Here is a 21741-nt window from a genome sequence, read left to right as displayed (position 1 = left end):
ACTTTCTTCCAGAATCCAACAAGGGGCGTACTGACCCACGGCCAATGTCTAAACGTGATCGGGAGGTCATCAAGCTGAGGGAAAGGTTTGGGCCGGAAAAACTGCGCAAGGAGCTTGAGAGTTTGAAGAGGAAGGTCGGGCTTTTATCTTAGAGGGATCGATACCACTCATTGGCCCTCCCATTTCATTCGATGATTATTTTCTCGGTAATGAGGGGGGCTCTATTCAAGGCCTCCTGGCAGAATCCTGAAAGCCTGAATCTTATGACTTTGCTTCAAATGCGCTTAATCTGCGCTTAAATCACCAAACATAAAAAAAGGGTCTGCGCTAAATCGTCGCAAACCCTTGATTTACATGGCGCACCCTAGAGGATTCGAACCTCTGGCCTCTGCCTCCGGAGGGCAGCGCTCTATCCAGCTGAGCTAAGGGTGCGTATCGCATGCATTGCCTTCCCGAGCAGGCTCCGGAAGCGGCGCTAATAATACTCAGGACGTATTCGCAAGTCTACGGGTTTTTTGAGGATTCTCAAGCGCTTGAGAGGCTTGTGGGAGTGTATCCTTTAAAATTGTGGTTTGTGCGTCTTGACTGTCATCTTGTGTCATTGTTGGCGAGGGGGCATTTGTCTATAATCGCGGTTGGCAATAACAAATGGACCGGTCTCTGCGTTCCTGATAATGATGAAAACAGTCAGGTGTTGTCAGGCCCAAATAAGTCCGTGGCAATGATGAGGAAAGGCGAGTGGCAAACGTCAACAGGGTGCGTGCTGTTAAGGCAGCTGTGTTACTGGGGGGAATGATGACGGGCCTGGCGATGGCCGCATCAGCTGAAGTGGATAAAATCACCCGTGGAGAGATTGCCGAGCGTATTGCACCTGTGGGGGAGGTCTGTCTGGAAGGTCAGCCCTGTGCAACGGCAGCGCCAGTAGTAGCGGTAAGCAGTGGTCCTCGCAGTGGTGAAAGTGTTTATAACTCCTTTTGTACAGCCTGCCATACTGTTGGGGTTCTGGGGGCACCTAAGAAAGGGGATGATGCAGGCTGGCAAGCGAAGCTGGCAGCGGCAGGTTCTTACAACCAGCTCCTGACCAACGCTATTAAAGGCGTTGGCTCTGCCATGCCGCCAAAAGGCACTTGTGCTGATTGCTCCGATGATGAAATCAGCGGCGCTATTCAGTACATGAGTGGCTTGAAACCTTAAACGGTACATTTCGCCTTTTATTAAAAGCTGTTTGTATGTTTTGTTAAACAGGCATTCAAACGGCTTTTTGTTTCCTGAAAGGCCTTGAACGGTCAGGCAAAGCTGTTATCCTTCGCCGCCGTCTTAGCTGAACGTCGCATCAGGCGAAACAAGCTAACCTCTCTTTACTACTCCTATCCACTGCCTTCTGGAGAACCTTCGTTATGGTTCGTTTTTCCAGTGCTCTACGAGCCACCTGCCTACTTTTCGCTGTTAGCCTCTTGTCTGGCTTTGTGCAGGCGGATGAGTCTAAAACCGATGCTGGGAATGTATTTATCTACAACTGGTATGACTATGTTGCTGATGACACCGTAGCAAATTTTGAAAAGCAGACCGGCGTTCATGTCACCTATGACTTGTATGACAGTAACGAGGTATTGGAGGCCAAGCTGCTGTCTGGCCGTAGCGGATACGATGTTGTGGTTCCTTCCCACGACTTTCTGGCCAACCAGATTAAAGCGGGTGTTTATGAACCGCTGGATAAGAGCAAGCTGAAGAATTATAAGAACCTGAATCCGGAAGCCATGAAGCTAATGGAGGCTGTAGACCCAGGTAACAAGTACGGCATTCCTTACCTGTGGCAAACCACTGGTCTGGCCATCAATCCCGAGAAGGTGAGGGAGTTTGCCGGTAAAGATGCACCCTTAGATAGCTGGGCTCTGGTATTCGATCCCAAGTACATGAAGAAGCTGCAAGGCTGTGGTGTGGCCTTTATAGATGCGCCAACAGAAATCTTCCCGGCAGCACTGCGCTTTATGGGTAAAGATCCCAACTCCCGTCGTAGTGGCGATTACCGCAAAGCTACTGAAATGCTCTCCAAAGTGACTCCTTACGTTCGCTACTACAGTGCATCTCGTGCCCTGACTGATTTAGCCAACGGTGATATCTGTGTGGGTATTGTGTGGTCTGGTGATGCTTTGATTGCTGATGAACGCGCTCAGAAAGCCAACAATGGTGTACGTGTGAAATACGTGATTCCAAAGGAAGGCGCAGCGGTTTCCTACGATGTTATGGCCATCCCTAAGGATGCTCACAACAAAGAGAATGCTTACAAATTCCTGGATTACATCATGCAGCCTAAGGTGATTGGCGACATCACCAACTACGTGTACTACGCCAACCCTAACAAGGCTGCGACACCTTACGTAGAAAAAGAACTGCGTCAGAATCCCGGCGTTTACCCAACCGGTTCTATCGAGAAAACACTCTACATCTTCAAACCTCTGGACAGCAAACTGCGTCGCCTCGTATCCCGCGAGTGGACCCGCCTGACCACTGGCCAATAAAAGCTCTGATAATTATCGCCGTGCTGCAGCCACTGGTACGGTGGTCGATATATCTCCTGTCAGGGGCATCGTATGTTCAGACATGCGGATGGTGCCTGGCAGGAATCTAGGTTTATGGAGTGGCTTGGGTATGACAGACGAAGGGAAAGGGCTCACCCTTCTGGTTGTTGAAGACAACGACTTCCAGCGTGCCGTAGCAGTTAAGGTTCTCGAAGATCTTGGCTGTGATCATGTGCTCTCGGCAGCGGATGGTGATGCTGCGCTTCGGGAGATTGTTGCCCATCCGGGCAAGGTTCACATTATTCTCAGTGATCTGGATATGCCCGGCATGGATGGTGTGGAGTTTCTGCGCCATATTGCCGAACGAGAGCTGGCAGGCTCTGTGGTGATTGCCAGTGCTCTGGATTCCGCCCTGATCCATACCGTGGAAGACATGGCTCAGGAGCACGGGCTGCAGGTGCTCAGTAATGTCGAGAAGCCTGTCACCCGCAAAAAAATGCGCAATGTGATTGATCAGTACCGCCGGGAAGAGCGCGTCAGAAACCCGGAGAAGTGGGCTGGCTCCTTCTCGAAAGAAGACATCCTTGAAGGCCTGAATAACAACGAATTTACCGTCTGGTATCAGCCGAAAGTCCGAATGAGTGATGGTGCCTGGGTGTCGACAGAAGCTCTGGCCCGTTGGCAGCACCCCGAACATGGCATTGTTATGCCTGCCCGCTTTGTGCCTGTGATGGAAAAGGCAGATATCATCGATCAGCTCACCTGGAAGCAGGTTCACGGCATAGTCGAAGACCTGTGTGGCTGGCAGCGGGAAGGCCGGGATGTGTCTGTGGCCGTAAACCTTTCCCCCACCCTTCTTGTGGATATGGACATGCCACAAAAGCTGGAGGAGGTTATGGCCCACTATGGCGTTTCGCCCTGCCGGATGATTCTGGAACTGACTGAAAGTGCCTTAATGAGAGATATGGCTCGTAGTCTGGAAACTCTGGCACGCCTGAGAATCAAGGGTTTCGCCCTCTCCATCGATGATTTCGGGACCGGATTCTCCAACTTCCAGCAGCTCAACCGTATTCCCTTCTCAGAGCTGAAAATCGACCAATCCTTTGTGCGCGGCCTTGGTGTGAAAAACACCAGCCGCACCATTGTGCTCTCCAATATCGAGCTGGCTTCACGTCTGGGCCTGAGAACAGTGGCCGAAGGGGTAGAAACCCCGGAAAGCTGGCACGAACTCAAAGCCATGGGGTGTGATTACGCCCAGGGCTACCTGATTGCGCGACCCATGCCCTATGCAGAATTGGGCGAATGGGAGAAAGACTGGCTCAAGCGCTATCCGAAACTGGTCTAACCCCTATCCTGAAGCCGGTAAATCAGAAGCCGATCGCGGTCAATTCACTTGCGTGGTTCGCCATGCTTCTCTAAAATGCCCGGTTCTTGTGATTTCACCCTTGGTGGAATTGCAAAGAGTCTTTCCCGGGAGCATCTACTGTTTAGAGGCTCCTATTACTCCTTGCCTTACCTGATACCGGACGCATCAATGTAACCGGCGCTTGAGGGAGGCTATAACCCGTAAGGAGCAGTCATGCGTCATTACGAAATTGTGTTCCTTGTACACCCTGACCAGAGCGAGCAGGTGCCTGCTATGGTTGAGCGTTACAAGAAGCTCATTGAAGAAGATAACGGTTCTGTACATCGTCTGGAAGACTGGGGCCGCCGTCAGCTGGCTTACCCAATCCAGAAGATCCACAAAGCTCACTACGTTCTGATGAACGTTGAGTGTGGCGACGAAGCTCTGGCTGAGCTGTCCAGCAACTTCCGTTTCAACGACGCTGTTATCCGTAACATGGTTATTCGTCGTAACGAAGCTATCACCGAGCCATCCATCATGATGCAGGCTGATGAGCGTCGTGACGAGCGCCGCGACGACCGTCGTGAAGAGCGCCGCGAAGAGCGTAAAGCTCCTGCTGCCGAAGCTGCTTCCAGCGAAGCTGCCGAATAACCCAGGTTTTTACCTGATTTCAGGATAACCGTCTAATAAGGAGACGTTGCAAATGGCACGTTTTTTCCGTCGTCGCAAGTTCTGCCGTTTCACTGCTGAAGGCGTTCAGGAGATCGATTACAAAGATCTGAACACCCTGAAAGCGTACATCACCGAAACCGGTAAGATCGTACCTAGTCGCATCACTGGCACCAAGGCTCGTTACCAGCGTCAGCTGGCTACTGCCATCAAGCGTGCCCGTTACGTTGCTCTGCTGCCTTACTGCGACCAGCACTAATCAGCAAAAGTAATATCATTCCCGGTGAATTCATTCGCTGGGAATGAAAGCCTGTCCTGATGAGCTATTTTTGCCCCTGATGCTCTGCATCGGTGCAGGGAAGTGGGTCGGACTAATCCAATTTTTGGTGAAAGGTATTTAGAAATGGAAGTTATTCTTCTTGAGAAAGTCGCCAATCTGGGCGCACTGGGTGACAAGGTTAAAGTGAAAGCTGGTTACGGCCGTAACTTCCTGGTTCCCTTCGGCAAAGCTGTTCCTGCTACCAAGGCTAACGTTGCTGAATTTGAAGCACGTCGTGCCGAGCTGGAAAAAGCTGCTGGCGAGAAGCTGTCTGCTGCACAGCAACGCGCAGAACAACTGGATGAAATCGAACTGACCATCACTGCCAAAGCTGGCGACGAAGGTAAGCTGTTCGGTTCCATCGGTACTCGCGACCTGGCTGAGTCTATCTCTGCTGTGGGCGTTGAAGTTGCCAAGAGCGAAATCCGTCTGTCTGCTGGTCCTATCCGCACCGTTGGCGAATTCGACATCGCTCTGCAGCTGCACACTGATGTATCTGCAACTGTTAAGGTATTCGTTGAAGCTGAATAATTTTCAGCAAGCGAACGCTTAATAGTGAAAGCCGCTGGCACTCTTGGGTGCTGGCGGTTTTTTTGTTTGTTTTCTTTAGATTCCACTGTGGGTAATATAATTTTTTACCCCGTTTCGCGTCAGACAGGTTTCCACCAGACTTATGCTGGACACAGAGACTCCTACCAGAGAACTTCCCATTGATGAGGCGCTGGCCTCTCTCAAAACGCCACCTCATTCCATAGAGGCAGAACAGTCTGTGCTTGGCGGCCTGATGCTGGATAATGAGGCCTGGGATAAAGTCGGGGATAAAATCACCTCAGACGATTTCTATAACCCAGCACATCGCCAGCTGTTTGAATGTATCAAAGTGCTGGCACTGGAATCCAAACCGTTCGACCCGATTACGGTGTCCGAAGAGCTGGACAGAAAAGGTGAGCTGGAAGAAGCGGGCGGCATCGCATACCTCACCGAGCTGGTAGAAAGTATCCCCAGCGTCGCCAACCTGCGCGCCTATGCCGACATCGTTTACGAACGTTCCGTACTCCGCCAGCTGATCAGCGCCTCCCAGCGGGTAGCGGATGCAGCCTACAGCCCCGAGGGGCGCAAAGCCGACGACATCGTAGAGCTGGCAGAACGGGAGGTCTTTCACATAGCTGAAGCCCGAGCCAAAGAAGGCGGCCCAGTCGGTGCACGGGAAATTCTGAAGAAAACTGTCGAAAAAATCGACGAACTCTTCAAAACCACTGGCATGATCACCGGCCTCACAACCGGCTTTAAAGACCTGGATGAGATGACATCCGGCTTTCAGCCCTCGGATATGATTGTGGTGGCGGCACGGCCCTCGATGGGCAAGTGCATTGTGGCTGGCAGCCGTGTGCTGAACTCAGAAACGGGGGCGTATGGTACTATTGATGAGATTGTCGCTAATCAGTCTGGAGCCCTGCTCTCTCTCGGTGACGATTTCCGCCTGACCCCTGCGACTCCCAGCGCCTTTGTCGATGATGGCATGAAGCCGGTTTTCAAAGTTCGTACAGCCCTTGGGCGGCAGATTGAAACAACTCTCACACACCCATTCCTCTCTGACTCTGGCTGGAAGCCTCTGGGACAGTTGAAAGAAGGCGACATTGTTGCTGTACCACGTACTTTGCCTGTGTTCGGTCGTAAAACACTGCCTGCGTATCAGTTAAGGACCATGGCTTACTTCATTGGTGATGGCGGTACGACTCAGTCGTCCATGCGGTTTACCAATAAAGACGAACAGGTTCTTGAAGACTTCGCTGAAGCCATAAAAGGCTTTGGTTCTGTAAAATGTACAAGAGTCGCTTCTGATGACAGAACGCAGTCTGTTCGTGTAAGCAGTGATAAAGAGCTGGTTACAGCTGAGCGTAATCAGTTTGCTGAGAGTTTGGCTGCACTACTCAAAAGCCGAAAGATAACGGGCAAATCCGTTGCCAAGGCATTAGATGTGTCCAAAGCCACTGTCAGTCAATGGCTGAATGGCGTGACTACGCCGACAGAAGAAAATGCACAATCCCTTTGCCAGCTGTTTAAAATTGATGGATCAGAGTTGTTTGCGGAAGGTCGGGATCAGGCTGCCTGGCTTGGGAAGAACCCGGTAGCAAAATGGCTCGAAGAGTTAGGGTTGCTTAATCGTTTGGCGCACAAAAAAGATATTCCAGCAATTGTGTTCCAGCTGGAAAAACCATGCCTTTCCATATTCCTGAAGCATCTGTTTACCTGCGATGGCAGCGCCTTTGTACAAGGCAACGGCCAGTGCCGTATTTCCTATGCGTCTTCCAGTGAATCTCTGATCCACTCCCTGCAGCACTTGCTTTTACGATTTGGGATCAACGCCAAAGTTCGTCAGAAAGCCTGTAAGTACGAAAGCGCCCAAACGCCTTGGGAGATGGAAATTCTCAGTCAGTCTTCCATTCAGACCTTTATTGATGAAATCGGTATTTTTGCTAAGGAAGACCGTATACAGGCTGTTCGTGAAGCTCTTGCAACCAAGCAACCCCACGATAACAGCGATACTTTGCCGGAGTCTGTTTGTGACTACATCCTGAATAAAAAGGGTGATAGAAGCTGGAGCGACTTGTTTGCTGCAGCAGGCATGGATTACCCCGAGGGGTATAATCCGCATCTATCTGGAAAGAGCCGGCGGAGAGTGAGTCGACAGCGGGCTGCGCTTTTCGCCAAGTTGCTGCAGGATGACTATCTGGCAAACCTTGCAGAGTCAGATGTGTACTGGGATCGCATTGCTTCTATCGAAGCGATGGGTGAGAAACAGGTTTACGACTTGACCGTTGACAGTACCCATAATTTTGTGGCGGAGGATGTGTATGTCCACAACACAACCTTCTCCATGAACCTGGTAGAAAACGCTCTCATGGGGTCAGACGACTGTGTTGTTGTATTCAGTCTGGAGATGCCTTCCGAGCAGCTGATGATGCGAAGCCTGGCGTCTCTCGGTCGTATCGATCAAGGCAAGGTGCGTACCGGTAAGCTGGATGATGAAGACTGGCCGAAGCTGTCTAACGCAGTGAAAAGCCTGAAAGAGAAGAAGCTGTTTATCGACGACACCGCCGGTATAAGCCCCCAGGAAATGCGAACCCGTCTGCGCCGGATTCACCGTGAGCACGGCAAAATCGGCATGGTGATGATCGACTATCTGCAGTTGATGCAGATTCCCGGTTTCAGCGAAGGGCGTACTAACGAGATTTCTGAAATCTCCCGTTCCATCAAGGCAATGGCGAAAGAGTTCGAATGCCCGGTGATTGCACTGTCTCAGCTTAACCGATCTCTGGAACAACGCCCCAACAAGCGCCCTGTAAACTCCGACCTCCGTGAATCCGGTGCGATCGAGCAGGATGCGGACGTCATCATGTTTATCTATCGGGACGAAGTGTATAACCCGGATACAGAACACAAAGGTGTTGCTGAGATTATTATTGGAAAACAGCGGAACGGCCCTATCGGTTCGGTGCGTGTTGCGTTCCTTGGTCGTATGTCTCGTTTTGAGAACCTTGCCCCTGAGGCTTATGGCAACTTTGACGACGATTAAACCGTCGGTACAGCCAAAGCGCTGTCAGGCCACATGCACCGGATAGAGCCAATACCAGACCAGCAGCTGTGCTGGTCGGGAGCCTGGTTGCCAGCAATGTCGCCAGAAAGGGGGTGAGCCCCCCGCCAAACGCAAGCCCTGCATTGTAGGTAAATCCTGAGCCGGTGTAGCGAACGTCTGGTGAAAATAGCCGAGTGAAAATCCACAAACTGCTGGCACACACCATTCCCACCAGAATGGACGACAGTTGCAGGGCAAGTTGAGTCCATATGCTAACGCCGGAAAAAATAAACCCTGTCAGCGGAAGGCCAAGTAAAAGCATTAGCGGAAAGGTCACGAAAGGCAGCTTTTGGTGTACGTGGTCGGCCACATAGCCAAAGCCTAAACAGCATAAAGCTGCTGTGACACTGGCAATTGCACCTCCTACCGCCAGCATATCGGCATAGTCAGAACTGTTGCTCCCGATCCATGTGGGAATGAATATCAGAATAAAAATGGAGCAAAAGCCATGGGCTGTAATGGCGAGAACCCCTGTGACGATCTGTGAAGGATATTTGGCAAACAGGCGGGCGATGGGCACTTTGCTGATATTTCCCTGTTGTTGAAGGTTAAGAAAACCAGCGGTTTCCTGAAAGTGTTTCCGGATAACGTAGCCAATCACCCCAAGCAAACCACCGAAAATAAAAGCGAGCCGCCAGCCAAGGGTGTGCATACCTTTCGCTCCTAATGCAAACTCCAGCCCTGCATGAACAAGATGTCCAAGGGCCAGCCCGAAGAGCATGCCACATACCACACTGCAAGAAGCTATGGTTCTTCTGTTTGGCATTATTTCCTGCACGTAGGTCAGCGCACCACCTACCTCCCCTCCCATCGAAACACCCTGCCCAAGCCGCAGGGTAAGCAGCAGGAACGGGGCGATGGAGAGTGTGTTATATCCCGGCAGCAAGCCTATTAAGGTGGTTGTGAGGGCCATAAGCAGAATGGTTGCAGCGAATGGCTTTTTGCGGCCTTTGCGATCACCGATATGACCAAACAGAACGCCTCCAAAAGGCCGGGCAAGATAACCAATACCAAAGGTGGCAAAGGTGAGGAGTAAACCGTTTACAGCTCCATCTTCCGGAAAGAAAGCAGCACTGATATAAGGCGCCATCAGCGCGTAAATCATAAAGTCATAGGTTTCCAGAGCGCAGCCAATGGCACAGATAACCAGCATGCGAAATAAGCTAGGTGATTGAGCACTGGGGGAGACATAAAGGTCCGGCACGGTGATTTCCTGAAAAATACAGGCTCTGGACAATAGATTTAAATCTCCAGGCCCGCCAACTTTGCTGATGGCTGCTAGATTTTTTGGATAGCCTTTGCTCAGGGATGGTCAGCCATGGAGTCAGGAAAGAGTCGTTCCCTAAAAACATCGAATGCAGAAACTTCGTACCAGAAAGGGCCTGTTCAACAACAGGAAACCAGTTCTGCTCAAGGAGGGACCTCCAACGGTGTTGCAGTAAATACTTTGCCTGAGGACAAGGTGAAAAAGTATCTTCCCAAGAGTCGGCAGGCTTTCTCGGGCGTACGCTTACTGGCACGAAAGATTGATTCCCATCTACTGAAATCCAGCAGGCTCAACGGTATTGTCAGCTTTATCAGCCAACGCCCTACAGCTACCCATAAAGCCCAGATGCGGGATACCTTTCACCGCCTGGAAACCTCGCTCTCTCAAACAACGGGAAATCCCATACAGCCTGTTGAGAAGGGCCGTTCCGATAGAATAACAGTGTCTCTTGGCTCTGATGGGGAGAAGGTGTGTGCCTTGATGGTATCCACAGGGCTTGCCCGTGTTGTCTCGCAGGATCCGGTCATGGGTACGATGAGCATCAAGTTCCTGCGTCCGAAAAATCTGGATCTTCAAACCCGGGCGATGGAAGCCTTATTGCAAAGTTGCCCACTCACTGTAGGTAGCGATGGTTCACTGGATTGGCCTCAGGTTATTGCAGCAGACAAACAACAGACGGCAGGAAGCCTGTCCGATGCCGGTGTTGTGTATGGTGAAGGCAAACTTGTTACAGACTGGTATAAGCAAGAAACGGTTGTAGAGGGTCTGGAATATCTGGCGGTTGTCCGCGCTCCGGTAGATGATCGCCTTGCAAAGCTGACTCATCTGCAGGAAGGAGAAAATCAGTGGGATTTGGCTCGCAGACGCATGAATGAGCTCAGTGAAGAGTCATTCCGTGAGGGGATTTTCGATATTGGTAATTTACTGCGTAATAAAACCAGGTACGTCAGCATTATGGATAACGAAAAGTGGGACGCAATGGTCGCACGGGTTGAGGCTATGCATCCACTGTTTGCTGAAAAACTACGGGAGGTGAAGCCTGTTTTCGAAGAGCCGCAGGTCGAAGCATCGAGTCAGCAATTTCATAGCTTTCCCGACTACGAGCAGCTCAGAAGTTTTTTGAAGAGTCATGATCTGTACAAAAAACCTGTCACAGAGGCGATGATAAAAGAACTGGAAACGAAGAAGGGTGAAAACCCGTTTCCTGTTGAAGCCGCTTACAGAAAGGCCGTTGAAAAGAGTGCAAAAGATGACATGAAAGAGGTTTTTGCTGTTTTGGATTTACCTTCAGGGAAAAAGGTTGATCTGATGCGTGTACAGCGGGGGTTGGGGAAGTTGCGACGTATAAATCCTGATCTTTACCAGCGCTGTCTGGATAATGATCGAAGAGCCGATGCCATTACAGAGGCTGAGGCAAGAGCTGCGCATTTCAAGCAAACCAAACGCAGCCTTTATCAAGAACACAGAAACGAACCTTTACTGACACTGTTGATGGAAAAGAATATTGAGGCTTCTGATTACAATGATGGTGGTCTGACCGGAGAGAATGCAGCCCCTGTGTCCAGAGAGAAAGAAGTCATGACTCCAGGCACAATCATGAAGTTGTTAAAAGCCTACGACAGAGTTGAAGGTTATTTGCAAAAACAAGAAAACGGCAAGGCCACCATGGAAGAGATGTGTAAACTGGCCGAGCTTGATACGCTTTCCCATGGTGTTGAACTCAATGTACAGGACTGGCAGAAAGCCATACACAAAGTACCTTTGGAATAAGCTTTAAACGGCAGGAGACGCGACTTTCTCCACCCGGGCCGGAACATACTTATGCCAAGTGCGCGGAAGTCGTCAGCTCCCCCACCCACACTGCAGAGGAACTGTCGTCAAACTGCGGGATTAACTCTGGTGATGGCCAGCGGAGATGCCGCCATCAACAAACAGGGTCTGCCCCGTTACGAAGTGGCTGCCATTGCCAGCCAGCTGCTGAACCCAGGATACGATATCTTCCATCTTGCCCAGCTTGCGCAGTGGGTGCAGGTTCGCCAGTGCCTTGAACTGTTCCTTGTCCATCAAGTCGTCGTACAGAGGTGTTTCGATAACGCCTGGAGCAACGGTGTTTACGCGAATGTTGTCTTTGGCGAATTCGATAGCCAGGTGACGAGTCAGAGTGTGCATCCCACCCTTGGCCACTTGAGATGCGGAACATGGAGTGGCTTCCAAAGGGTTCTCAACCCACATGGAACCAATGTTGATGATGCTGCCGCCACCTTGCTTCTGCATAGCTGGAATGACAGCCTGAGATGCGAAGAAGCTACCCTTCATGGTTACGGCGTAGTACAGGTCCAGGCTTTCTTCGGTCTCTTCCAGAAAAGGTTTGGGTACGAAGATACCTGCGTTATTCACAAGTACGTCGATGGTGCCGAAGTGAGTCAGAGCCGCATCAGCCAGGGCATCGCTGGTGGCTTTTTTACCGATGTCGCCGGTAATCGCCTGAATGCGTGCGCTGTGTTCTGCGTTTTGAATAAGGAACTTGTCCAGTTCGCTCTGAGTACGGCCGTTTATAACAACGTTGGCGCCGTCTGCCAGAAACTTCTCAGCAATTGCTTTACCCATGCCGGAGGTGGCGCCAGTAACGATGACAGTTTTGCCTGCAAACATGATGTGAATTCCTCAACAATAAATCGGTTGGTGTATTTCGTTGAGGGCATAGTAGGTAAAAACGTATTATAGAAATAACTGCTTTTTTCTCTATGTTGTATAGGTTTTTTCTATATGGATTTGCAGCAGATTAAATACTTCCTGGCTGTAGTGGATAGCGGGACCTTTTTGGCCGCATCAAAGCGCGTGTTTGTCAGCCAGCCAACGCTTTCAGCGGGCATTCGCAAACTGGAAGAGTCTCTGGATACCACCCTGTTCCATCGCGGCTCCCGTTCCGCAACACTTACACAAGCAGGTGAACGATTTCTTGTTCCCGCCCGACAAGCCTATAACCAGCTGCAAGCTATTAAATCCCAGCTCTCTGAACAGCCAGAGAAGATTGTGGTTGGTGTGCTGAAAAACATTCACATGGATTACGTGGCCGACATTATAAGAACCTACCGTGCCTCTCATCCCCATATTCTGATAGAGGTTGTTGAGGCGGGAAGTGAAGATCTGCTCAACCTCTACAAAAAGAAAAAGGTGGATGTGATTGTGGTGAACAGTTTGCTGGCGGCCGATAACTTCACGCCATTGATAGACGAGCAGCTTTGTCTTGTTGTCCCTAAAGTTCATGCCTTTGCCGGGGCGGAGTCTATCGAGCTTTCTGTATTAAACGACGAACTGTTTATAGAGCGCACAGGGTGCAGCTTCTGGCAGGAAGTGAACGACCTGTTCCAGAAGCACGACATAAGACCTCGCACCGTCATGCAAACCGCCAGTGATGAGTTTGTGCTCTCGCTGGTGGCCGCAAACCTGGGAACCTCTGTGATGACTTACCGGGAAACGCCTTACGATGTGAGCTTTATTCCGCTAACGGATTTCTCTCTGGATAGAACCATTGGCATTTGTGCGGCGCCTGCACCGGAGCAGGGTTACCTGAAGGACTTTTGTCATCTGGTGGCTGGGCGGTATAGCCGAAGAATATGAGGTTCACTGCTTCCATTTTAGTAGTTTGTGTATTAGATCTGCCTATATTTCATACACAATCAAGTTTGTGTGTGGTGATGGACACATAAAAAGCTTTGTGTATGAAACTTATAAATATTTAATACGCAAAAATGGTTGTGTATGCTAGAACATACATAAGGAGTTTTGTTTATGAAAAATTACAGTTTTTGATTCATAAAGTGAGCCTATGAAACCTTATATTCCCGACCCCCTTCCATTGCAGACACTCGATTATGGACAACTAATTACGCTGGTTGGTGAGGCGAATGCTGCTTTGGCGGAATATAGTGGGTTATTACAAGGCATTATTAATCCAGAGGTCATGCTATCTCCTCTGACAAACCAGGAAGCGGTTTTATCATCAAAAATAGAAGGGACCCAGGCTACAGTGGAGGAAGTTTTAGAGCATGAGGCTGGGGAGAGGTTTGATGAGGTCAAGCAGGCTGATATCCAAGAAATCCTGAATTATCGAAAAGCTCTGATTCTTGCTCAGGAGCATATTGGGGAAGGGCGACCTATCTCACTCAGCTTGTTACTCCAGCTCCACCAAATACTTTTGGAGAGTGTTCGCGGAGAAAAGAAAAAGCCGGGCGAGTTCCGCAAAGATCAAAACTGGATTGGACGAACGGGTTGCTCTATGGAACAAGCCTCTTTTGTACCTCCTGATCCACTATTACTGCCGGAGCATCTGGATGCATGGTCTCACTATCTTAACGGGAAGGATTTTGACATCCTTGCACAGGCTGCTGTTGTTCACGCGCAGTTTGAATTGTTACACCCCTTTAAAGATGGAAATGGTCGTATAGGTCGACTCTTGATCCCTCTGTTTTTATTTAGCAAGGGGCGCTTATCCAGTCCCATGTTTTATCTATCCAGTTTTCTCGAAACAAATCGGGAGGAGTATTATCAGCGTCTGCAGCATATATCTCGTGAAGGGGATTGGAATGGATGGATACAATTTTTCCTGCATGGGATTGTGGTTCAGGCGCGAGATAATGTCTTGCGAGTGAAAGCCATTATGGCTTTATATGAACGAACAAAGGCGAGAGTTCGGGAGCTGACAGGCTCCAAGTTTACAATGCAATTGGTTGATACTTTATTCGACAGGCCTATTTTCCAAGCTTCGGACTTTGCAAAACGTTCAGAGATCAGCAAAGTTACGTTGCATGGTTTGCTAAGACAACTTCATACCCCAGAGGGGCCTATTGTAATCCTAAAGGAAGGAGCAGGGCGCCGACCTTCTATCTATGCCTTTCCTGAGCTATTAAATATTTGTGAGGGTAAAGAGGTTCTTGCCAAGTAAATAAGTACCCAGACCATTGCTTTTGTATCTTATCCATCAGGAAGAACAACTAATCTCCAACTCACCAGCCCACTCCGGCGGGAGTGCAGCATAGCTTTCGTTTTCCGGCTGTTCGTCAAACGGTTTTTTCATAATGTCGAGCAGCCGCTGTACTTCGTTGTAATCACCTGACTCAGCCTTATCAATAGCGATCTGGAGCAGGTGGTTGCGGAGGATGTATTTGGGATTAGCGGCCAACATCCCTTTACGCACCTCATCTTCTGAACGCCCTTCTGATGCCAGCCGTTCCTGATACTTCTGGTGCCAGGCGTGGAAGCGTTCCCGATCAATAAACACATCTTCAGCATTACCCTGTGAGAGTGCCCGGAAGAAAACTGTGTAATCGGTTTTCTCCTCCTGCATATGAGTGAAGAGCGGGTCTATCAGCTTATTGTCGTTTTCCTGTGCAGTCACAAGGCCAAACTTGGCTCGTAAAAGAGAGGAGTATCTGGAAGCAAAGGCTTTAGGGTAGGTTTTCAGAATGACTTCCGCTTTTTCCTGCCCAGCCGGGAGAATCGGCAACAATGCCTGAGTCAGTGCGGCGCAGTTCCAGTAACCAATTTCAGGCTGGCGGTTGAAGGCGTAGCGTCCCTGCCAGTCTGAGTGATTGCAGATATGCCCGGCATCAAAGCCGTCGAGAAAACCGAAAGGTCCGTAATCAATGGTATGGCCGAGGATGGACATGTTGTCGGTATTCATCACTCCGTGGCACCAGCCTGCGGCTTGCCAGAGGGCTATCATTTCTGCGGTGCGTGTTACGGCCTCTGCCAACAGTTTCTCTACACGACTTTCGTCGTCCTGCCATTGAGGGAAGTGACGCCAGATCACATAGTCAGCCAGTATCTGCAGTTGCTCGTGCTGTTTGCTGTAGCTGAAATATTCGAATGTCCCGAAGCGTACATGGCTCTCTGCCACGCGAATCATAGCTGCACCGGTTTCTGTTTTTTCTCGATAAACCGGTGTCGTGCTGTTAATCAGGCAAAGGGAGCGAGTTGTGGGAATGCCTAAGTGGTGAAGGGCTTCACTGCACAGATATTCCCGAATAGTGGAACGAAGAACTGCCCGGCCATCGCCACTGCGGGAGTAGGGTGTTAAGCCTGCGCCTTTGAGGTGAAGGTCGTAGAGTTTGCCGTCTGCGCCATGAAGTTCTCCCAGTAATAATGCTCGTCCATCCCCCAGGCGAGAAACCCAGCTGCCAAACTGGTGGCCTGCATACACCATTGCCACAGGTGAGGACTCATTCAGAGGCTTTGAGCCATTGCAAAGCTGAGTCAGTTCTTCCTGTGAGTAGGAATCCAAAGAGAGTTGTTCGATGACTTCTCGATTGCTGCTTACCAGCTCTGGGTTATCCAGCGGTTGCGGCTGAACGGGAGACGAGAAGGCGGAACCCAGATCAGCGTATGTGTGTTTCATTTGTTGTAATGGCTGCTCTATGAGGCGTTATAAACCTGCCATAGAGCATCTTCGTAGGAGCCGCCAAAGTCAATACGGGTGATGCTTTCGATATCGAACGTGTCAAGGGAACTTTCCAGCCTTGCTTCCGGCGACATGCACTGCAGATAGAGCAGATCGTTATCAATCTTGCTCATGCGTCCAATCCAGCACACGGAGGGATCGGTAATCTCCTGGTACACCGTCATGAGCGGCCTGAGACGAGCCGCCGTGCGCAGTGCTTTTTCCATGGAATCGAGATTAATGATTCCGGGGTGCTTTGTCTCCTGTCCACGTAGTTTCAAAGCTTTCATTAGAAAGTCTTGCTGAGGAATAGGGCGTTCGATATGGCTGATATCGAAGCGGCGAATAATCTGGAAACCGTTGAAGTTAATTTGGTCGCTGATCACCTGCAATAACAGTAAATCATGGCTGGCATCCAACAAAATGCCGCTGGTCCAGGCATCATCGCCTTCAACACGCTGGCGGAAAATGCGAATGCACGAGTGCAGAGGCAGTAGTTGATCCGGCCTTTGGCGAATCTCCTGATGCTGTCTTTCAGTTACATATTCAGACATGTCCAGCTCCCGGTGACCGCAGGAAAATATCTTGTTTGGGGTACGCTACAGTGACCCCATGTTCTTTGAATAGTTCCTGAACCCGTGCGTTTAGTTCATCACGCACGGGCAAACGGTCGTTCACGTGAGCGACGTGGGTGCGCAGTTCGTACATCAATGAGCTGTTGCCGTATTCCATCAGTAACACCAGTGTTTCCGGTTGCTCAACAATGCGATCATGTTCCTGTGCGGCTTGATGCAGGAGTTTTTGGACAAGTTTCGGATCGGTACCATGAGCCACCTGAAAAGGCAGAATAATCCGCACAATCGAGTTGCTTAAAGACCAGTTAATTAACTTCTCGCCCATAAGCAGCTTGTTGGGAATAATGATCTCGCGGTTATCCCAGTCCGTTACCGTAGTGGAGCGGATACGGATACGGGACACCTCACCATCCAGCTCCCCAAGGGTGATGGTGTCGCCAATACGAATGGGGCGCTCGAACAGGATGATCAAACCGGCAACAAAGTTGGCTACAATTTCCTGCAAGCCAATACCAATACCGATACCCAACGCAGCAATCAGCCACTGCAGCTTGGCCCAGCTGGCACCCAACAGGCTTAAGGCCATGATGAAGCCGACGCAGGTGATGGTGTAACTGAGCAGAGTTGTCATGGCATAGCTGCTGCCAGCCCGCAGTTTCAGCCGGGAGAGTACAGTCATCTCCAGCAGACCGGGCAGGTTGCGGGCCAGAATAAAGCTGGTGACCAGCGTGCCCAGACTCAGTAGTAAATCACTTAACCGAACGGTAAACGGCTCCCCTCCCTCTTGCCCGGCAGCAAACTCCCACAGGGTTACGTTATCCAGAACATTCAGCAGAGCAAACAGATCTTTCCAGAACCAGTACAGCCCGATAAACAGCCCCACCATCATCAGTGAATTGAGCAGGCGCAGGGATTGCTGGTTGATGGTGGCAAGGTCGAGGTTAGGCTCTTCAACATTTTCCCCGTCTTTGCTGGCGGCCCGTTTCTTTAAGGCACGGGTAAAGGCCAGTCGCCGTTCTGCCACATTCAGACTTCGGATCACCAGTGCCTGCAATAGTACAGCGCCGCCCACCATATACAGGGTTCCTGCCAGCTGGAACTGGAGAATCAGGGTGGAGTAGTAATAACCGGCAGCGGTGAGAAGCAGCTGGGCGAAGGCAATTATCACCAGTACCAGAGTCAGCATGATATGGAGCACGCGGGAGCCGAACAGATAGCTGCTCTCCTGCATCAGGCGGAATAGCATCCAGCCCTGCAACAGTGAACCGGCCATCAGCAGTGTCATGCCGAGAATATCCTGATTCAAATCTGTAGGCTGATTCTTGGCAAGGCTTACCGTGAGCAGTAAGGGAACCATCACTGCCCGCAGTTTAATCAATTGACTCTGTATTCTGCGACACTGAGCTGGAGGCCAGCGGAAGTGAGTTACGGCAATGTTATGGGGGCGGTGAATCTGGATAGCCAGAGACAAAAGCAGCCAGGCAAAAGCGGTTACGATAAAGGCGGAGCCGAGGTTCGATACGCCTACAGAGTGTCCATCTCCCGTAAGCAGCGCCAAACCTGTTACGCCCATAAGCACTGGCAGCGGCATCACCTGCAGCAGGCTTAAGCCGAGTGCCGTAGGTGTCAGCGTCAGGGTATCGTGGCGTACATTGCCCATCTTCCGTGAGAAGGTACGCTGTATGGCCATAAATGTGCGGCGGCGAGTGTGGAGCAAAAGCACCAGAGCAAGAATCAAAGATGTGAAGAGCCAGTGGCTACGGGCGGAATCCGTAAAGGCTAGCAGAATGCCATCCCACGGGATGTTGCTCACCTGCTGCCAAAGGTTCTTGGGGAGCTGTTGAATCCAGTTCAGTCCAAGAGCCTGATTACTGGCAATCCAGAACAGCCGTTCTTCCAGCTTTTTGGACAGTTCCTGACTCTGCGCTTCCAGATTCTTCTGATCAAGATCAAGGCTGGTGGCGGTACTCAGCAGAGTGCCAATCTCGCCTGATAAATCTTCCAGAAGCACCTGCCGGTTTTTCATCAGCCGCAGAAGCTCTTTGGTGTCTTGTGGGCTGAACACGTACTCCGACTTGTTCTGCTCAATCACCACATCAACACGTGCTTCCGGGCTGGTGAGTTCCTGTCGCTGCTGGTCGTATTGAAACTTTTGCAAACGAGCCTGAGCCACCATATCGGGAATGCCGGGGTCGATGCTGAAGTGTGGGAGAGACATCAGGTTTTCCCGCAGCATTCGTGCAAGAATCCGGTTCTCACCCAGCAGTACAGACTGCTGTTGCACAGTTTGACCGATATTGCTCAGGTTATTGAGCTGGTTGCGCACTCTGGAGCTTTTAGCTGTGAGCTGGCTGAGGCGGTCGGAGATTGACAGCAGTTGCTGGCTCATTTCCATATTCAACGCTGCATGTGTCTGTAGCACACTCTTGCCTGCGGTAGAGCGATTCAAGCGTGAGGCCGTGGCAACGGCTTTCTCACTGGCCGCGCGACGTTTGAAGTTGATGATGGTCTGCATAGACAGCACTTCCTGCTCCAGCAGCTGCAGCCTGCGGTTAAGAAGGCGCTGTTGCATGGTTTCCAGATCAAGCAGGGTGCTGCTGGAGCGGATTTCGATATTGAGGCGGGTGTCCTGATGTTGAAGTGCGTTGGCTTCGGCTTGCAGTAAGACCCGCTTTTTGTCCTTTAAGTCTGCCGCCAGTTCTGTGTCCACATCTAACAGATTGATCTGGGTGGTGATGTCTTTCAGTCGTTCCTGATTTTTGCTGATGGTGGCCTGATTACGCTCTGGACGTGCACGGCTGTGGGTGATCTGGCCAGATACCCGAGAAAGCTGATTTTGCAGCTCTGAAATTTCTTCAAGGCGGGTGTCCAGCAGTTTACGCAGTTCATCAACGGGCTGGTGCCGGTATTTTTCTAACAGTACTGTGTCGGATGGTAGAGGCAGGCTGTCCAGAACGTTCTGCTGCCGGGTGAGTTCATCTGAGGCGTTATCAATTTGTTTCTTGAGAGTTGTTAGCTGTTCCTGCTCTGAGGCAGCCTGGCGCAGGAATGTAAGGGTTTTTTTATAAATATCCGAGAGCTCGGACTCTTTGGCGCTCAGGGTTTTCTCCGCAGGCTTTATTTGTTCTAAAGCCTTGGAAATAGCCTCTTGGCTGGGTAGGCGAGGCGTGGAGTTTTCGGCCAGAAGCTGACAGGAAAACAGGGTGGTGAAGATCCATAAAGCCAGCGTACGCATGCCTGAATGACGTCCCAGTCGTGGAGTGATTTTCAAAAGTAGCCGATTAGATAAAGTGTAGCGGGACTTATTCACTACAAACGCGCTGAAAGTGGGACTTTGTCACTGCATCGTCACTGGTTTCAATGGAAGAAACCAAGCGGTATTCACCAGTCAAAGCCCTGTCAGGACAGGGCTTGAGGACAGTATGTTATCAAAACATTTCCAAAGGCTCTTCATCCAGAGCTGCCATCTGCTCTCGTAATTCCAGAATGTGATCCGCCCAGTAACGCTCACTGTTAAACCAAGGGAAAGCGATAGGGAAGGCCGGGTCTTCCCAGCGTCTGGCCAGCCATGCGCTGTAGTTCATCAGGCGCAGGGTTCTGAAGTATTCAATCAGGTTAAGTTCAGCAGGGTTGAACGTGTGGAACTCGTTGTAACCATCAATCAATTCAGACAGCTGCGCCATCTTGTGTTGGCGATCACCGTTCAGGAACATCCACAAATCCTGAATGGCCGGGCCGTTGATGCAGTCGTCGAAATCCACAAAGTGAAACGCATCGTCACGGCAGAGAATGTTGCCAACGTGACAGTCCCCATGCAGACGAATCACTTCAGGGTTGTTGTGGGCATCAATGACTTCCAGTTTGTCGATCACATCTCGGGCCAGGGTCTCGTAGGCTGGCACAAGACTTTGGGGAATAGTATTACTTTCCAACAGAAACGCTGCACTGTCTTTTGCGTAACGCTGCAGATTGATCTCGGTGCGATAGTTGAAATTGTGGGTGGAGCCCGCTTTGTGAATCCGCCCCATCAGCTGACCAAGGCTGAACAGGTGATCCATATTATCCAGTTCTGGGGCATGTCCACCTTTGCGGGTGTAAAGGCTGAAGTGGAAACCAGCAAAGTCATGAAGGGTCTGGCCATTCTCGCTGGCTATTGGTGGCACAACAGAGATCTCCAGATCAGCTAACTCCTGTGCGAAGGCGTGCTCTTCGAGAATCTGTTCTTTCCTCCACCGCAGTGGGCGGTAGAACTTCACTATCACTGGCTGTTTATCTTCAATACCTACTTGATATACACGGTTTTCATAGCTATTCAAGGCAAGGATACGAGCGTCACTGAAATAGCCGAGGGATTCAACAGCATCAATGACGGTATCCGGAGTCAGGGATTCATAAGGGTGCTGAGTCGTCATAGCTGGCTCCGGAAGGGAAAAGTCCCTATTGTAGAGAGCTAGCCAACAGGCTTCACTGATTTTTTAACGACACCGTTCAGGAAGGAGTTGCGGAGGGATAATCGCACCGTTATTAACCGAAGATTGGCATGCCCATTCAATACTGCCATTGTTCGTGGAGGCGATGAGCAACAGTTGACCATCATCAATCACTTTCTCGTTATAGATGACGATGAGAGTGTTTCCACTAATCCTGATGCTTTTAACCGAATTGCCAGAGACTATGGTAGGGGAGCCAGCTTCAAAGTTATCGGCCGGCCACACACCGTTGGTGGCATAGTAATCCGCCATGGTGGCTTTCAGTGAAGAAGCCATGCCCAGCCCCTCCACCAAGTGGCTCCGCTTGCTGTAAATCTGATAAGCGTACAGGGCCGTAACAGCCAGAATACCGATAATGAGGGTGACAACCATCAGTTCGATAAGTGTGTAGCCTTTGATTTTGTTGGATTTTATATTTCTCATAATACACACCCTGTAACCGGATCCGATATACCTACCGGATTAAGACTAGCAGGGCGTG

General features: G+C 50.5%; 17 protein-coding genes and 1 tRNA gene. 10 read left to right on the top strand and 8 right to left on the bottom strand.

What is annotated here, in order from left to right; translation table 11 throughout:
• Nucleotides 1-355: 355 nt before the first annotated feature.
• Nucleotides 356-432 (bottom strand) — tRNA-Arg (locus tag E1189_RS14840).
• Between the two features lie 306 nt (nt 433-738).
• Here E1189_RS14840 and E1189_RS14835 point away from each other — a divergent pair.
• The 7 genes from E1189_RS14835 (at nt 739) to dnaB (ending at nt 8429) form a co-directional block, all read left to right on the top strand.
• A complete protein-coding gene (locus E1189_RS14835) occupies nt 739-1194 on the top strand; it encodes a c-type cytochrome (RefSeq protein WP_329602056.1) in 456 nt (151 codons plus the stop codon).
• Nucleotides 1195-1397: 203 nt separating this feature from the next.
• Nucleotides 1398-2519 (top strand): polyamine ABC transporter substrate-binding protein, encoded by a 1122-nt coding sequence (locus tag E1189_RS14830; RefSeq protein WP_155161110.1) that lies wholly within the window; start codon nt 1398-1400, stop codon nt 2517-2519.
• A gap of 130 nt (nt 2520-2649) precedes the next feature.
• The gene (locus E1189_RS14825) at nt 2650-3864 is read left to right on the top strand and encodes an EAL domain-containing response regulator (protein ID WP_196221451.1); all 1215 of its coding nucleotides are present in this window, start codon (nt 2650-2652) and stop codon (nt 3862-3864) included.
• 234 nt (nt 3865-4098) lie between these two features.
• Nucleotides 4099-4515, top strand: coding sequence for a 30S ribosomal protein S6 (rpsF, locus tag E1189_RS14820; protein WP_155161108.1), 417 nt, complete (start codon nt 4099-4101; stop codon nt 4513-4515).
• Nucleotides 4516-4567: 52 nt separating this feature from the next.
• A complete protein-coding gene (gene rpsR / locus E1189_RS14815; protein ID WP_155161107.1) occupies nt 4568-4792 on the top strand; it encodes a 30S ribosomal protein S18 in 225 nt (74 codons plus the stop codon).
• A gap of 144 nt (nt 4793-4936) precedes the next feature.
• Entirely contained in the window at nt 4937-5383 is a 447-nt protein-coding gene (rplI, locus tag E1189_RS14810; protein WP_155161106.1) for a 50S ribosomal protein L9, read from the top strand.
• 142 nt (nt 5384-5525) lie between these two features.
• Nucleotides 5526-8429, top strand: coding sequence for a replicative DNA helicase (dnaB, locus tag E1189_RS14805; RefSeq protein WP_155161105.1), 2904 nt, complete (start codon nt 5526-5528; stop codon nt 8427-8429).
• Here dnaB and E1189_RS14800 read toward each other — a convergent pair.
• Nucleotides 8338-9726 (bottom strand): MFS transporter, encoded by a 1389-nt coding sequence (locus tag E1189_RS14800; protein WP_155161104.1) that lies wholly within the window; start codon nt 9724-9726, stop codon nt 8338-8340. The two genes, dnaB and E1189_RS14800, sit on opposite strands and share 92 nt — an antisense overlap.
• Before the next feature lie 81 nt (nt 9727-9807).
• Between E1189_RS14800 and E1189_RS14795 the strand changes: the two genes are divergently transcribed.
• The gene (locus tag E1189_RS14795) at nt 9808-11526 is read left to right on the top strand and encodes a hypothetical protein (protein WP_155161103.1); all 1719 of its coding nucleotides are present in this window, start codon (nt 9808-9810) and stop codon (nt 11524-11526) included.
• 120 nt (nt 11527-11646) lie between these two features.
• Here E1189_RS14795 and E1189_RS14790 read toward each other — a convergent pair whose 3' ends face one another.
• Nucleotides 11647-12408, bottom strand: a complete 762-nt coding sequence (locus E1189_RS14790; RefSeq protein ID WP_155161102.1) for an SDR family NAD(P)-dependent oxidoreductase — start codon at nt 12406-12408, stop codon at nt 11647-11649.
• Between the two features lie 114 nt (nt 12409-12522).
• Here E1189_RS14790 and E1189_RS14785 point away from each other — a divergent pair, with 114 nt between their 5' ends.
• A complete protein-coding gene (locus E1189_RS14785; RefSeq protein WP_155161101.1) occupies nt 12523-13377 on the top strand; it encodes a LysR family transcriptional regulator in 855 nt (284 codons plus the stop codon).
• A 208-nt stretch (nt 13378-13585) separates the two neighbouring features.
• Complete coding sequence (locus E1189_RS14780) at nt 13586-14701, top strand: Fic family protein (protein WP_155161100.1); 1116 nt, start codon at nt 13586-13588, stop codon at nt 14699-14701.
• A 36-nt stretch (nt 14702-14737) separates the two neighbouring features.
• Here E1189_RS14780 and E1189_RS14775 read toward each other — a convergent pair whose 3' ends face one another.
• The 5 genes from E1189_RS14775 to E1189_RS25540 all read right to left on the bottom strand — a co-directional run bounded on the left by E1189_RS14775 (nt 14738) and on the right by E1189_RS25540 (nt 21683).
• Nucleotides 14738-16153: a protein adenylyltransferase SelO gene (locus E1189_RS14775; protein ID WP_155161099.1), complete on the bottom strand. Its 1416-nt coding sequence runs from the start codon at nt 16151-16153 to the stop codon at nt 14738-14740.
• Nucleotides 16154-16170: 17 nt separating this feature from the next.
• Complete coding sequence (locus tag E1189_RS14770; RefSeq protein ID WP_155161098.1) at nt 16171-16749, bottom strand: hypothetical protein; 579 nt, start codon at nt 16747-16749, stop codon at nt 16171-16173.
• Nucleotides 16742-20080, bottom strand: coding sequence for a mechanosensitive ion channel domain-containing protein (locus E1189_RS14765; RefSeq protein ID WP_155161097.1), 3339 nt, complete (start codon nt 20078-20080; stop codon nt 16742-16744). The genes E1189_RS14770 and E1189_RS14765 overlap by 8 nt, the downstream gene beginning before the upstream one ends.
• A 118-nt stretch (nt 20081-20198) precedes the next feature.
• A complete protein-coding gene (locus E1189_RS14760) occupies nt 20199-21182 on the bottom strand; it encodes a serine/threonine protein kinase (protein ID WP_155161096.1) in 984 nt (327 codons plus the stop codon).
• 63 nt (nt 21183-21245) lie between these two features.
• Complete coding sequence (locus tag E1189_RS25540) at nt 21246-21683, bottom strand: pilin (RefSeq protein WP_155161112.1); 438 nt, start codon at nt 21681-21683, stop codon at nt 21246-21248.
• Nucleotides 21684-21741: the final 58 nt, after the last annotated feature.

Origin of the sequence: Parendozoicomonas verongulae, from assembly GCF_009711465.1 — a bacterium.
Classification (GTDB): domain Bacteria; phylum Pseudomonadota; class Gammaproteobacteria; order Pseudomonadales; family Endozoicomonadaceae; genus Sansalvadorimonas; species Sansalvadorimonas verongulae.
Note: the sequence above shows the minus strand (reverse complement) of the source record. Positions and strands in the feature narration are given on the sequence as shown.